Origin of the sequence: Vibrio sp. K4 (assembly GCF_051122595.1) — a bacterium.
GTDB lineage: Bacteria > Pseudomonadota > Gammaproteobacteria > Enterobacterales > Vibrionaceae > Vibrio > Vibrio owensii.
On record NZ_CP178577.1, the window covers coordinates 361,217 to 374,749 of the forward strand.

Annotated in this window: 11 protein-coding genes; 7 read left to right on the forward strand and 4 right to left on the reverse strand. The window is 45.1% G+C overall.

What is annotated here, in order from left to right:
- Nucleotides 1-111: 111 nt before the first annotated feature.
- The 3 genes from erpA to ACLIIY_RS01760 all read left to right on the forward strand — a co-directional run bounded on the left by erpA (nucleotide 112) and on the right by ACLIIY_RS01760 (nucleotide 4,827).
- Entirely contained in the window at nucleotides 112-453 is a 342-nt protein-coding gene (gene erpA, locus ACLIIY_RS01750) for an iron-sulfur cluster insertion protein ErpA (RefSeq protein WP_005439421.1), read from the forward strand.
- A gap of 114 nt (nucleotides 454-567) precedes the next feature.
- Nucleotides 568-1,683 carry an efflux RND transporter periplasmic adaptor subunit gene (locus ACLIIY_RS01755; protein ID WP_434528034.1) on the forward strand — a complete coding sequence of 372 codons (1,116 nt, stop codon included), beginning with the start codon at nucleotides 568-570 and terminating at the stop codon, nucleotides 1,681-1,683.
- A gap of 9 nt (nucleotides 1,684-1,692) precedes the next feature.
- Nucleotides 1,693-4,827 (forward strand): efflux RND transporter permease subunit, encoded by a 3,135-nt coding sequence (locus tag ACLIIY_RS01760; RefSeq protein ID WP_434528035.1) that lies wholly within the window; start codon nucleotides 1,693-1,695, stop codon nucleotides 4,825-4,827.
- Nucleotides 4,828-4,865: 38 nt separating this feature from the next.
- Here ACLIIY_RS01760 and ACLIIY_RS01765 read toward each other — a convergent pair whose 3' ends face one another.
- Nucleotides 4,866-6,155, reverse strand: coding sequence for a peptidoglycan DD-metalloendopeptidase family protein (locus ACLIIY_RS01765; protein WP_180824590.1), 1,290 nt, complete (start codon nucleotides 6,153-6,155; stop codon nucleotides 4,866-4,868).
- 130 nt (nucleotides 6,156-6,285) lie between these two features.
- Here ACLIIY_RS01765 and tyrS point away from each other — a divergent pair, with 130 nt between their 5' ends.
- Nucleotides 6,286-7,473 (forward strand): tyrosine--tRNA ligase, encoded by a 1,188-nt coding sequence (gene tyrS / locus ACLIIY_RS01770; protein ID WP_005439437.1) that lies wholly within the window; start codon nucleotides 6,286-6,288, stop codon nucleotides 7,471-7,473.
- 423 nt (nucleotides 7,474-7,896) lie between these two features.
- On the forward strand, nucleotides 7,897-8,742 hold the full coding sequence (locus tag ACLIIY_RS01775) for a magnesium transporter (RefSeq protein WP_041058704.1): 846 nt from the start codon (nucleotides 7,897-7,899) through the stop codon (nucleotides 8,740-8,742).
- Here ACLIIY_RS01775 and dacB read toward each other — a convergent pair.
- On the reverse strand, nucleotides 8,721-10,145 hold the full coding sequence (dacB, locus tag ACLIIY_RS01780; protein WP_045418513.1) for a serine-type D-Ala-D-Ala carboxypeptidase: 1,425 nt from the start codon (nucleotides 10,143-10,145) through the stop codon (nucleotides 8,721-8,723). The genes ACLIIY_RS01775 and dacB overlap by 22 nt on opposite strands.
- A gap of 117 nt (nucleotides 10,146-10,262) precedes the next feature.
- Nucleotides 10,263-11,267 carry a porin gene (locus ACLIIY_RS01785; protein ID WP_009707530.1) on the reverse strand — a complete coding sequence of 335 codons (1,005 nt, stop codon included), beginning with the start codon at nucleotides 11,265-11,267 and terminating at the stop codon, nucleotides 10,263-10,265.
- A gap of 537 nt (nucleotides 11,268-11,804) precedes the next feature.
- Here ACLIIY_RS01785 and greA point away from each other — a divergent pair.
- Nucleotides 11,805-12,278, forward strand: a complete 474-nt coding sequence (gene greA / locus ACLIIY_RS01790; protein ID WP_005439449.1) for a transcription elongation factor GreA — start codon at nucleotides 11,805-11,807, stop codon at nucleotides 12,276-12,278.
- A 92-nt stretch (nucleotides 12,279-12,370) separates the two neighbouring features.
- Here greA and yhbY read toward each other — a convergent pair whose 3' ends face one another.
- Nucleotides 12,371-12,667, reverse strand: a complete 297-nt coding sequence (yhbY, locus tag ACLIIY_RS01795) for a ribosome assembly RNA-binding protein YhbY (RefSeq protein WP_005425257.1) — start codon at nucleotides 12,665-12,667, stop codon at nucleotides 12,371-12,373.
- A gap of 138 nt (nucleotides 12,668-12,805) precedes the next feature.
- Between yhbY and rlmE the strand changes: the two genes are divergently transcribed.
- On the forward strand, nucleotides 12,806-13,435 hold the full coding sequence (gene rlmE, locus ACLIIY_RS01800) for a 23S rRNA (uridine(2552)-2'-O)-methyltransferase RlmE (protein WP_005439450.1): 630 nt from the start codon (nucleotides 12,806-12,808) through the stop codon (nucleotides 13,433-13,435).
- Nucleotides 13,436-13,533: the final 98 nt, after the last annotated feature.

Here is a 13,533-nt window from a genome sequence, read left to right on the forward strand (position 1 = left end):
CGGCGGTGAATACTTGAACGAGTTGGTCAGGTATTGGATAATCGCTCTAATTAGCACAAATTTGACGTCTTGCTTCAGGCTTGACGCATTACACGAGTGAGAGAGGTCTTCGTGAGCGAAGTAAACGTACCATTATCTTTTTCTGATGCCGCGGCATCTCGCGTTCAAACGTTGATTGCGGAAGAAGAAAACCCAGCGCTGAAATTACGCGTATACATTACTGGTGGCGGCTGTAGTGGTTTCCAATACGGCTTCACATTTGATGAGAACGTAAATGAAGGCGACACAACAATCGTAAACAGTGGTGTAACACTGGTTGTAGACCCAATGAGCCTGCAATACCTAATCGGTGGCGTGGTTGATTACACAGAAGGTTTAGAAGGAGCTCGCTTCTTCGTTAATAACCCAAATGCGACGACAACTTGTGGTTGTGGTGCATCATTCAGTGTTTAATTAACACGACAACAGGCAGCCAATTGGCTGCCTGAGTTTTACGTAGCAGGAAGTCACGTAAACGCACTCCCAGTTCCAAAGAGAGCTGCGAGTTAAAAATAAAAAGGACTTTGTATGTCTGGATCTTCTTTTGGACGTCGTATTGTAGAGCGTCCATGGCTAGTCTCTCTAACGCTTGTGATCGCTTTAGCTGCTTGGCTCGCAATGGGTCAACTTAAAGCACAAGACGAAACGATTTCTCCTTCAAACTCTCAATCTGAAGACACACCTGTTGCTAAGGTGATGTTCAACTCTTTTACCGCCCAACCAACCAGCAAAACCATTGAACTGTACGGCCGTACTGCGCCAAATCGACAAGCTCGTCTAGGGGCTGAGGTCGCAGGTAAGATCATCAGTTTGAATGTGCAAAAAGGGCAAAGAGTAAAGCAAGGGCAGGTGATTGCCAATATTGATGAGCGTGACCTCGATATTCAGCTTAAACGCGCCAAAGCGATGCTGCGTGTTAAAGAAAAAGAGTTTAAAGCCGCAGAGTCTCTGAAAAATCGAGGCTTACAGGGTGAAGTTGCGTTTGCCACAGCGCAAGCTGCCTTGGTTGATGCACGAGCAAATCTAAGTAACGTTGAAACTGCACTCAAAAACACCAAAGTAAGAGCGCCTTTCGATGGCATTCTTGACCATAGATTCGTTGAAGTTGGTGACTTTGTTGGTGTTGGCGATCCGATTGCCACCGTTATTGACCTTGAAAAGTTAGTCATCGAAGCGGATGTGAGCGAGCGTCACATTCAGTATTTAAAAGAAGGCCAAGCCGCTGACGTTCGCACTATCAACAACCTTCATCACCAAGGCACAATTCGTTATATCGGACGTGTGTCTTCTACTTTAACCAATACGTTCCCCATTGAGATTGAAATTGATAACCGTGAGAGTGCAATGCCGGCGGGGATCAGTGCCGAAGTCGTGTTGTCTTTGAGCGAAGTGTTGGCTGTAAAAGTGACCGCAGCCATGCTCGCGCTCGATGAAGAAGGCAACCTTGGCATCAAGACACTACGCGATCAGCATGTCCATTTTGTTCCTATTCAACTTGTGAAAGCCGAAAAAGATGGCGTTTGGTTGTCTGGATTAGGCGACCAAGTGGACATCATTGTACTCGGACAAGGTTTTGCGCGTGATGGTGATTTAGTGATGGCGACCAAGGTGGATGATGCCATCGAAGCCGCGAATCAGCAGTAAGGAGGCAATATGTTTGCTTTGATTGATGCTGCGTTATCGCGTGCACGTACCATGCTCACCTTATTGGTGATGATTTTGATTGCTGGTGTGATCACCTACATCACGATCCCCAAAGAGTCGAGCCCTGACATCACCATCCCAATTATTTATGTTTCCGTTGGGCACCAAGGCATTTCGCCAACTGATGCAGAACGCTTATTGGTGCGCCCAATAGAGCAGGAGTTGCGTTCGATTGAAGGCGTAAAAGAAATGACTGCTGTAGCTTCAGAAGGTCATGCCTCGGTCACGCTTGAGTTTAGTGTAGGTGTCGATCTGGCCGAAGCCATGGCGGATGTGCGCGATGCTGTGGATCTTGCCAAACCTAAATTGCCCGAAGACAGTGATGAGCCAACCGTAAATGAAGTGACGTTCGCATCAGAAGAGCCGGTTTTGACAGTGGTCTTGTATGGAACAGTCCCCGAGCGCACTACGGTACAAATCGCTCGTGCACTGCGTGATAAGTTAGAAAGCTATCGTCAGGTGCTCGAAGTCGATATTGCAGGTGATCGCGAGGATATCGTAGAGATCGTGGTCGATCCGCTGTTGATGGAAAGCTATGGCTTAGATCAAGCTGACATCTACAACTTGATTGCTCTCAACAACCGAGTTGTGGCTGCGGGTTTTGTTGATACGGGATATGGTCGTTTCTCGGTTAAAGTTCCTTCTGTGTTTGACTCTCTTAAAGACGTACTAGAGCTACCTATCAAGGTGAATGGTAAAGAGGTGATTACCTTTGGTGATGTCGCGACGGTGCGTAGGGCATTTCGAGATCCTGAGAGTTTTGCTCGCTTAGATGGTAACCCTGCTGTTGTACTCAACGTAAAAAAGCGCGCGGGTGAAAACATCATTGAAACGGTTGAGTTAGTCAAACAAGTGATGCTCGAGGCTCAAAAGCGTTCAGAGTGGCCGAATAACCTACAAGTCAAATACACTTGGGATCAGTCTGATGACGTCAAACTGATGCTCAACGATCTGCAAAACAACATTCTCTCTGCCATCATTCTTGTCGTCATTGTTATCATCGCGATACTTGGTGTGCGAACCGCTCTCTTGGTTGGTATCTCGATTCCGGGTTCTTTCCTTACAGGTTTGTTAGTGCTGTCTGTGTTTGGCTTAACGGTCAACATAGTGGTGCTCTTCGCTCTGATTATGGCGGTAGGTATGCTGGTGGATGGCGCTATCGTAGTGACCGAATTTGCTGATAGACGGATGCAAGAAGGTACGCCACGTAAAGAAGCCTATCGAGACGCGGCAAAACGTATGGCTTGGCCTATTACGGCATCGACTGCGACGACCCTTGCTGCGTTTGCCCCTTTACTGTTTTGGCCTGATATTACTGGCGAATTCATGAAGTACTTGCCGTTAACGTTGATCGCAACACTGACCGCTTCATTAATGATGGCGCTGCTGTTTGTTCCGGTGATTGGTGGGATTATTGGTAAGCCTCAAGTTGTGAATCCCAAAAGCCAGCAAGAGATGGTTGATCTGCATAACGGTGAGTTTGATAAAGCCACTGGCATCACCAAGCTCTATTACAAGACGCTTTCGATTGCGATTCGTCACCCGTTAAAAGTATTGTTCAGTGCGATTTTGCTCGCGGGTGGTGTTGGCTTTACTTATAGCAAAGCGGGTTTAGGAGCTGAATTCTTCCCAGAAGTTGACCCTGCATTCTTTACCGTCAAGGTGCGTTCTTACGGTGACTTATCGATCAACGAAAAAGACGTCGTGATGAAAGAGATCGAAAAAGTCATGCTAGGACACGATGAGTTTGAAAGTGTCTACACGCGTACCGGAACGGATTCAAATGATGGTGATGAGATTGGTCAGATTCAGATTACGCCTGTCGATTGGCAATATCGCCGCAAAGTGAAAGACATCATTGAAGAGCTCAAACAGACTACCAATCAATTCTCAGGCGTGGAGTTGGAGTACAAATTCCCCGATGCTGGTCCGCCAGTAGAGCATGATCTCGTTATTGAAATGTCGGCGCAAAATTCAAGCATTGACCAGTTAGACAGTGCAGCCAAAATGGTTCGTTACTGGGCTGATCGTAATCCAGCTTTAACTAACTTGAGTGATACCACTAATAAAGAAGGGATTGATTGGCAGATTGATATCCGCAGAGACGATGCTTCTCGCTTTGCCGCTGATGCGACTCTGGTTGGTAACACTGTCCAGTTTGTGACTAACGGTTTGAAGATTGGTGATTATTTGCCAGATGATGCCGATGAAGAAGTCGACATCTTAGTGCGTTATCCGCAAGATAAGCGGGATATCGGGCGCTTTGATCAATTACGCGTAAAAACGGCGGCTGGCTTAGTTCCGATCACTAACTTTGCGCAGATTAAGCCGGACCATAAGCAAGATACAATTCGACGTGTTGATGGTCGACGCGTGGTGAACATCAAAGCAGACATGGTTGAAGGTTATAACCTTGCCCTTGAATTACCAAAGATAACTGCAGAAGTAGAGCAGTTGGGCTTGCCTGCTGGTATTGAGTTTAAAATTCGCGGTCAAAACGAGGAGCAAGAAAACTCTTCTGCGTTTTTACAAAGTGCTTTCATGGTTGCACTCGGTGTGATGGCTTTGATCCTGATTACTCAATTCAACAGCTTCTACCAAGCATTTTTGATTTTAAGCGCAGTTCTGTTCTCTACGGTTGGCGTGTTTGCTGGCTTGCTTATTTTCCAGAAGCCTTTCGGTATTATTATGTCGGGGATTGGGGTGATTGCGCTGGCTGGAATTGTTGTAAACAACAACATCGTACTGATCGATACTTACAACCAAATGCGTAGACGTGGTTTAGAGAAATCAGATGCGATTTTACGTACTGGGGTGCAGCGTCTTCGTCCTGTGCTGTTAACCACGGTCACTACCATTCTTGGCTTACTGCCAATGGTGTTAGAGATGAACATCGACTTAGTGAATCAGAAGATTGAATTTGGTGCGCCGAGTACGCAATGGTGGTCTCAATTAGCAACCGCAGTTGCTGGAGGTCTGGCTTTTGCCACGGTGTTGACGCTGGTGCTTACGCCTTGTCTTCTCATGCTTGGTCGTGAACACAACCTTGATGAAAAAGAACCAGAAACAAAAGAGGCAGCTTAAGCTGCCTCTTGGGTGTTGTTCTAATCAATCATGTTTTTTTACTTCATCGCGAGTAACTTACTGTAGCGATCCAGCTTCGCCATGCTGATTTTTGCATTCGCCATGAAGGTTTGCTTCGCTTTACCCGTCAAGGACTTCGATTGCGGCAGCTTCACGGTTCTTGGGTTCTTATGAACACCGTTAACCAAGAACTCGTAGTGCAGGTGTGGACCGGTTACACGGCCAGTACCGCCTAAAGTACCGATGGTTTGCCCTTGTTTCACTCGTTGCCCTGTTTTCACTGTGCGTTTCGTCAAGTGCAGATACTTAGTGATGTAGGTGTTGCTGTGTTTGATAAACACGTAGTTGCCGTTGAATTTGTTATAAGCTGACTTTTGTACCACACCATTACCAGCTGCCCAAATTGGCGTACCAACTGGTGCAGCGTAATCGGTGCCTCGGTGAGGACGAACTCTGCCTGTTACTGGGTGTAAACGACGAGGGTTAAAGTTAGAGCTCACACGGCGGAAATCCAGAGGAGCGCGCAAGAACGCTTTCTTCATCGCTCGACCATTTTCATCGAAGTACTTACCACTCTTCTCATCTAAAATCGCAGTGAAGGTATCACCTTGGTTTTTAAAGACCGCGGCGATAATCTTGCCACGCCCAATGACTTCGCCTTCGACGACTTCTTCTTGATAAAGCACGCGGAAGGTGTCGTTTTTACGAATGTCCAAAGCAAAGTCGATGTCCCAGCCAAAGATGCCGGCTAATTCCATGATTTGGTTCGCATTCAAGCCTGATGAGATGCCTGCATTCCAGAAGTTGGATTTGATGGTCGCTTCTGCGTAGTTGAATTGGTAATCGACTTCTTTCTTGTCCACTTCAGAAATGTATTTGCTGCCTTGCAGTTTGATACGGAAAGTTTCGAAGGCATTGAGTGTACGTTTAAGTTGAATAAAGTCGTTGTTTTCATCAAAGCCAAACTGGAGTCTATCGCCAGGACGAAGTCGAGTGAGCTGTTGTTTGATTTCTTTATCGGAAGTAATCAGTTCATGCAAAAGGCGAGGAGATAGACCAACGCGCTGAAACAGAACCGCAGCACTCTCACCATTTTTGACTTTATACGTTTCCCAGCGCAAAACAGAAGGGAGGTTAGAAGAAGTGCTGCGCTCGGGTGATTCTACGGAAATCGGTACCGAATAATGCTCACCAACTTTGAGTCGGCTTTGCTGCGGATCGAGGTCTTGCGGATCGGGTAAGAAAAACAGCGCGACAATGATAAGCGCACTAAAAAAACCGATCAGTACTTTGTGCAAGAGTGGTAGTCGGACAAAAATCGAATGCATGAGGTACTTGATTACTAAATTAAACGTAAAAATTGACAACTACCTAGTCTAACGTGTTTCAAAATGCATCGCTATTCAAGTAAGATGTTCAGCTATTATATTTTTGCCAAATCTGTGGGAGTGAACAAGAATGGCGAGCATTGAAGCTGCATTAGCCGAGATTAAGCGCGGTGTTGAAGAGCTGATTCCAGAAGAAGAGCTGATCGCAAAACTAAAAGAAGGTCGTCCTCTACGTATTAAATTGGGCGCCGATCCAACAGCACCTGACATTCACCTAGGCCATACGGTTATTTTCAATAAGCTTCGCTTGTTCCAAGAACTAGGTCATGAAGTGACGTTCCTAATCGGTGACTTCACTGCGATGGTTGGTGACCCAACAGGTAAGAACACAACTCGTCCACCACTAAGTCGTGAAGACGTTCTACGCAACGCTGAAACGTACAAAGAGCAGGTGTTCAAAATCCTAGATCCAGCTAAGACAAAAATTCAGTTCAACTCTGAGTGGTTATCTGAGCTTGGCGCAGAAGGCATGATTCGTCTTGCTGCGAACCAAACTGTTGCTCGTATGCTAGAACGTGATGACTTTAAAAAGCGTTACGCTGGTGGTCAACCAATCGCTATCCACGAGTTCATGTACCCGCTACTTCAAGGTTGGGACTCAGTAGCAATGGAAACGGACGTTGAACTTGGTGGTACTGACCAAAAATTCAACCTGCTAATGGGGCGTGAGCTGCAAAAATCTCACGGTCAAAAACCTCAAGTTGTACTGATGATGCCTCTTCTAGTTGGTCTAGATGGCGAGAAGAAGATGTCTAAATCTTCAGGCAACTACATTGGTATCAGCGAAGCGCCAAGCGAAATGTTTGGTAAGATCATGTCTATCTCTGACGATCTAATGTGGAGCTACTACGAGCTACTGTCTTTCCGTCCATTGGAAGAAATTGCACAGTTCAAAGCTGACGTAGAAGCAGGTAAGAACCCTCGCGATATCAAAGTACTGCTAGCGAAAGAAATCATTGCTCGTTTCCATAGTGAAGCGGATGCCGATGCGGCAGAGCAAGAATTCGTGAACCGTTTTGCTAAGAACCAAATTCCAGATGAAATGCCTGAGTTTGATTTTGAAGCGGGTACACCAGTAGCAAACCTACTGAAAGAAGCCGGTCTATGTGCTTCAACTTCTGAAGCAATGCGCATGGTTAAGCAAGGCGCAGCTAAGATCGAAGGCGAGAAAGTTGCTGATGCGAAGTTTGCACCTGAAGCAGGTACTTACGTATTCCAAGTTGGTAAACGTAAATTCGCACGAATTACTATTAAGTAATCAATAACTGTTCAAAATGAAAGCGCCTACTGGGCGCTTTTTTTGTATGAAAATTTGGCGAATCCGCAAGAGATTGACTGTAAAAGTGACTCGTTTTTGCTACTATACGCGCGCTGCTAGATGAGTAGCTTTATCGGAGATTTACATGAACAATACCGACCATCCTCCCAGTTGCTGGGTGAGTAAGATTAAGGGAGCGAAATAACCCGCTTCGGTATTGGCGATCTCCGCCTTACCTGAGTGGTGAGGCATCTTTTCTAATTTTTCCTTCTTGTTATTTCCCTTCATAAATTCTGAATAGACAGTGCTTTTGCATTGATGTTTTCGTGCATCCAGTGTTTCTAATACACGTAATGGATTGTGCCTAAGGCTATTTGCGCGCGTTGTCGATGGTCGTTACCAATGCCAATCGGGAGATTCGCCATGACGGTAATGAACAACACTTTTATTGAAACAACACCAAACTTCTCAGAAGTAGAAATTGGTGCCGCTCGTAATGCTTTTTTGCGATACGAGCAAGAGCAACAACTGCATTTACTCACGGTTATGCCTATTGATGAGGCGGTGGGTATTTTGCAGCATTGCTCGGTAGGTTATGTGAATAGCCTGATCGCTCAACTTGAACAAGCAGGACATGACAAACGTGCGCGTCATTATGCTCACCAATTAGGTCTGCACATGTCTGAGGTTGATACGCCAGACGGTTATCTTTCTACGAGCGTGCTGGGGCATGTGAAACAGCGTATTGGCTGGATCATTGCGCTTGCGCTGCTCGGAATTGTGTCTGGCTTAATCATCGCTCAGTATGAAGACACATTGAGCCAGCTTGTATTGCTAGCGGTTTACATGCCGGTTATCGCGGCTGCTGGTGGTAATACAGGAACGCAAGCAGCAACCTTGGTGATTCGAGCTCTAGCAACAGGTGAGCTTAAGAAGCGACAATGGTTGGAAGTGCTATGGAAAGAAAGCCGCGTCGCTTTGTTTATCGCGTTAGCAATTGCTATCGTTATGGTAGGTCGCATCATGCTATTTAGTGGTGGGCAATCGACAGGAGGCTTTGCGCTTGAGGATATCGCGTTGGCGATTGCCGTCGCGTTGTTTATTCAGGTGACCATTTCAACCACGCTAGGCGGATTACTGCCTATTATTGCTCGAGCTTGTAAACTGGACCCAGCCGTATTGGTGAGCCCAGTTTTAGCATCGATTGTCGATATATCAGGGATGTGGATCTACTTTACTGTGGTGAACTACTTCTTAGGCATTGCCTGACTAAAGCTCACAATGTCTTGGTAGAACAATTTCTCAAACTGAGTAATAGGGGCGACAACAGGTTTGTTATCGTCCCTTTTTTCTGGGAAATAGTCCGAGACAAATTGAACAAAGACCGTGTTTGGTTTGCCATTCTTATCTAATCCATACCCAGCCATGTTGTAGGTTCCGTAAAGTGAACCGCTCTTCGCAATCAATTGTCCTTTAATTGGCGCCTTACGCATACTTTTGCGGTATTGCAAGGTCCCTGACTCACCAGACTTAGGCATGATTGCGATCAGGTTAAGTTCCTTCTCATGCTGCCAAATGTAACGCAAAATAGCCGCCATAGAAGTGGCTGAAATTCGGTTGTTGCGTGATAAGCCAGAGCCGTCTTCTAATCTTGCATTACGAATATCGATACCTGTATTGGCAAAGATGATCTGTTTGATGGCTTCTGTGCCATTAGTAAAGCTTCCCGGTTGAACAAAAAACTTCGCGCCAAGTGTTTTAGTCAACGTATCAGCAATCAAGTTGTCTGAGCGTTTGAGCATCTGATCCAATAATTGCGGTAACGGTTTAGATTTGTGCACAGCAAGCAATTTACGCTGCTTTTCCGGAGCTTTACCAATAAGGACATTCCCTTTTAATGAAATGCCAACTTGTTTGAGGAGTTTTTGCACTTTTTGGCTGGTGTAGCGCTCAGGATCTTGCACGGCGAATTTAAGAGGAAGGGGCTTGTCGCCACGGTCGACCAGACAGCCGGTTAGTTCATATTTGTTGTCTGGGTTAGCAATAAGGTCTAAATCACAGTGACGGCTCTTCTGAACGCTTCTAGAGACGGTTTTTACACTCGTGCTGACATTAATTGGTTGATGTTCAGGGACATAAACCCGTGTTGAGCCGTTTTTCTTAGTGTAGATGGAAGCTTGAACACAGTTGTCGTTTAGAGTGATTGCGGACGCTGGCGCGCTATAACAAACCCCCAGAATATCCCATGGCCAGCCTACAGCGCGGTTGTACCCAGTAAAGGCGCTATTATCTAACCAAAGATCGCCTTTAATTTGGCTTAGTCCATTTTTCTTTGCTCGCGTCAGCATCGTTTTTAGATCTTGAGTGAGCAGGGTTGGGTCGCCAGAGAAGGTAAGTACAGCATCTGAGCTCGAGCTTTCTAATGTGGTACGAAATGCGAAGCTATTCCCCAGTTCAAGTTTTGCCGCTAAAGCCGTGACCACTTTTAAGGTGCTGGCTGGTGGGAAATACTGATCGGTTGGGTGAATACCAGTTAGCTCGCTTTGGTCGTTGAGCTTTTCAGCAATCAAGCTGACACGAGAACCTTCTGGCAAAACCTCTTGATGAGGATAAGCCATTGATGTGAGTGGGGCGAGACTAGAAAAAAGTAATAAAGACCAAGGTAAGCGCATAGTGACAGTTCGTGAGGTTAGTTATGCAATTGAGTATATACCGAAAAATCGCAGAATTCTGGATATAAAAAATGCCCGCATAGTGCGAGCATTTTATCTTCAAGTCTTAAGACTTAATTAGAAGTCGTAACGTAGACCTAGAGCTAGCTCGTCTTCTGCATCAGCTTTAGTAGCTTTGTAGTTAGAAGCAGTAGTTGAGCCCATTGAATCGCCAGCATCAATTAGGTTGAAGTTGTACGATACGTAGCCACGGAAGTTAGGCTTGAAGTAGTAAGACGCGTCTACAGCGAAGTTGTTTGCTGAAGTTTCGCCGTTTGTCTCTGCGTTGTTGTATGTAGAAGTGAACACAGTTTGACCTAGAGTGTAAGCACCCGCTAGTTCGTAACCTGTGTAGTCTACAGTGTTCTTGAAGTCAGCTTCTTTTTCGCCGTCAGTGAATACACCAGCGAAGTATAGGTCGCTCATAGTGTAAGAAGCAGCAAGCATGTATTCGTTAGCGTCAGCTTGGTCTGCGTAACCAGCACCTAGGTCAAGACCAGTGTCGCCTAGAGTGTAGATTGCAGATAGAGAGTAGCCATCTTCGCCGTTGTCTTTGTATTCGCCGTTTACTTCTTCACGGTCAGCAAAACGGTAGCTAGCTTTAACAGCTAGGTTTTCGAATTGGCCTTTGTAAGAGAACATGTTGTCAGAACGGTCAGCTGCAGCTAGTTTGTCAGCAGCAGAGTTACCGTGGTAAGCCATGATATCTGTGAAGTCAGTAATAACGCCTAGCGCACCGTCGTTTTTACCGTAAGTCATTTCACCGAAAGCACCGCCTAGACCAGCGTATGCGTAACGAGTGTCTAGATTGCTGTTGCCGTCTACGCCGCCGTTTTCAGCTGTAGTGAACTCACCTTCCCAGAAACCAACACCGTATAGGTTGTCGTTGATTGCTTGAGTACCAAGGAAGTTTAGACGGATACGAGAGTTGTCCGCTACGTCGCCATCTTTCATAGATAGACGTGCTTCAGCACGGCCGCCCATTTCTAGAGAAGTGCCGTCTTGGTTGTAAAGCTCAGCTGCGTTAACGCCAGTTGCCATAGCTGCTGCAGATACAGAAAGAGCAATTAGAGTCTTTTTCATCTTATTTGTCCTAGTTAGCTGTCCATAATCATTGTTTTATGGGGGAGAGGTTATCTCTCACAAGTTGTTGTTGTGCGTATAGTTTCACTCGTGAGAATCGCCCACATTCGAAAAAGCTATGACGTAACAACTTGCCGGACATGTTTTACTGCTAAAGTTTCCTTATGAGTTAGTAAAATGATATAAATCCAACTAATGAACAGTGTTCAATTATATTGTTGGTTGCCTCAAGTGATTGTATTTTAATGCTTTATGTTGGCATGACATTGGTCTGACATTGATTTGTTTTTATCTTTCTTGAGGTTTTTTATGTAATGAACAGTGTTGTTTTTCAATAAATTGCGATGATGGTTAAATCTAAAAACAATTGATGGCGTGTTATTAACCACACAACTAAGCAGCAAAATCGAATTAGGGTGATTTCATACCCTAGTTTGTTTAAACTAATCAAAACAGAATCTTTGAACGTACTACCCAGTCACCATGATTGGGTGGGCTTTTTTTGTCCAAAGACACCTTTGGCCTTGAGGTTATATAATGGAAAAAGTTCCAATGACACTGCGTGGCGAACAATTGCTACGTACTGAGCTAGATCGTCTACTAAAGCTTCGCCCACAAATTTCAGAAGCAATCGCAGAAGCGCGTGAACTAGGCGACTTGAAGGAAAACGCAGAATACCACGCAGCTCGTGAAGAGCAGGGTATCTGTGAAGCACAAATCCGTGACATTGAATACAAGCTATCTGTAGCTCAAGTCATTGACGTAACAACGATGGACAACACTGGTAAAGTGATTTTTGGTTCAACGGTTACTCTAATTGACTGTGATACAGAAGAAGAGAAAACGTACCAAATCGTTGGTGACGATGAAGCAGATATCAAAGCCGGCCGCATTTCAATCAGTTCTCCAATCGCACGTGGCTTGATCGGTAAGATGGAAGGTGACGAAGTCGTTATTCAAACCCCAGGCGGTGCGAAAGACTTCGAAATCGATAGCGTTGAATATATCTAATTAAAACCAGTCTGTTTTAATTAGGCTTAAATAGTAGATGCAAAAAAGGTCGCCCATGGCGACCTTTTCTTCTTCCTCTGCGTAAGTAGGGATTACTTACGTGGGATTTCGATTTTACGCTCTTCAGACTGGCGGTATAGCACAAGTACTTTACCAATTGTCTGAACTTTTTCAGCGCCCGTCTCACGTACGATAGCGTCGATGATCAGCTGTTTTGTCTCACGGTCTTCTGATGCAACTTTAATTTTGATCAGTTCGTGGTGGTCAAGAGCGATTTCAATTTCTGCTAGCACGGCTTCTGTAAGTCCATTTGCGCCCATTAGCACAACAGGTTTTAAACTGTGAGCCAGGCCTTTTAGGTGCTGCTTTTGTTTGGTGCTTAGGTTCATTACGCGGCCAATTTTCTTTAAAATAAGGGTTGAAAAAAGCTATTTTAACGCCATCTATTGCTGAAGACTATAATTTATTGAGTAATAGGTTGAGCCTATTAAAACAATAGCTCCTAATTACGCCTTGTTGGGATTAAAATGAGTAAACAAAAACATTCGGCTAGTTCTGGTCGTTGGTTGAAAGAACACTTTGATGATAAATACGCAAACGAAGCTCGTAAAAAAGGCTACCGTTCTCGTGCTTACTTCAAAATCGAAGAGATCCAAACGAAAGATAAATTGTTGAAATCTGGGATGACTGTCGTCGATTTAGGTGCAGCTCCAGGTGGATGGTCTCAATATGCTGCTAAGATAATAGGTGAAGAGGGTCAAATCATTGCGTGTGACTTACTGCCTATGGATCCAATCGCTGGTGTAAGCTTCCTGCAAGGTGACTTTCGTGACGAGGCGGTTTTAGATGCTCTATTAGAAAGAATCCAACCTTCGATGGTTGACGTAGTAATGTCTGATATGGCTCCTAACATCGCTGGTAATAACTCTGTAGATCAGCCACGAGCTATGTATTTAGTTGAATTGGCTTTAGATATGTGTCGACAAGTTCTAGCACCTAATGGTAGCTTTGTCGTAAAGGTTTTCCAGGGTGAAGGCTTCGATCAATTTGTGAAAGAAGTCCGAGACATGTTTAAAGTCGTAAAAATCAGAAAACCAGACTCATCGCGAGCTCGCTCCCGAGAAGTCTTCGTTGTAGCCACTGGTTACAAAGGTTAACTATTTCGCTCGTTTAGAGCATGGTTAACACTATAGCTACAGGAAATGAACTGTAGTACCCTACCTTTAATTACAATTAGTTATCGAGAGGCTGACAC

Coding starts and splice junctions, on each gene's coding strand:
- rlmE (WP_005439450.1), top strand. CDS start 12,806: ATGAGTAAACAAAAACATTCGGCTAGTTCTGGTCGTTGGTTGAAAGAA.
- ACLIIY_RS01755 (WP_434528034.1), top strand. CDS start 568: ATGTCTGGATCTTCTTTTGGACGTCGTATTGTAGAGCGTCCATGGCTA.
- tyrS (WP_005439437.1), top strand. CDS start 6,286: ATGGCGAGCATTGAAGCTGCATTAGCCGAGATTAAGCGCGGTGTTGAA.
- ACLIIY_RS01760 (WP_434528035.1), top strand. CDS start 1,693: ATGTTTGCTTTGATTGATGCTGCGTTATCGCGTGCACGTACCATGCTC.
- ACLIIY_RS01775 (WP_041058704.1), top strand. CDS start 7,897: ATGACGGTAATGAACAACACTTTTATTGAAACAACACCAAACTTCTCA.
- greA (WP_005439449.1), top strand. CDS start 11,805: ATGGAAAAAGTTCCAATGACACTGCGTGGCGAACAATTGCTACGTACT.
- ACLIIY_RS01785 (WP_009707530.1), bottom strand. CDS start 11,267: ATGAAAAAGACTCTAATTGCTCTTTCTGTATCTGCAGCAGCTATGGCA.
- yhbY (WP_005425257.1), bottom strand. CDS start 12,667: ATGAACCTAAGCACCAAACAAAAGCAGCACCTAAAAGGCCTGGCTCAC.
- dacB (WP_045418513.1), bottom strand. CDS start 10,145: ATGCGCTTACCTTGGTCTTTATTACTTTTTTCTAGTCTCGCCCCACTC.
- ACLIIY_RS01765 (WP_180824590.1), bottom strand. CDS start 6,155: ATGCATTCGATTTTTGTCCGACTACCACTCTTGCACAAAGTACTGATC.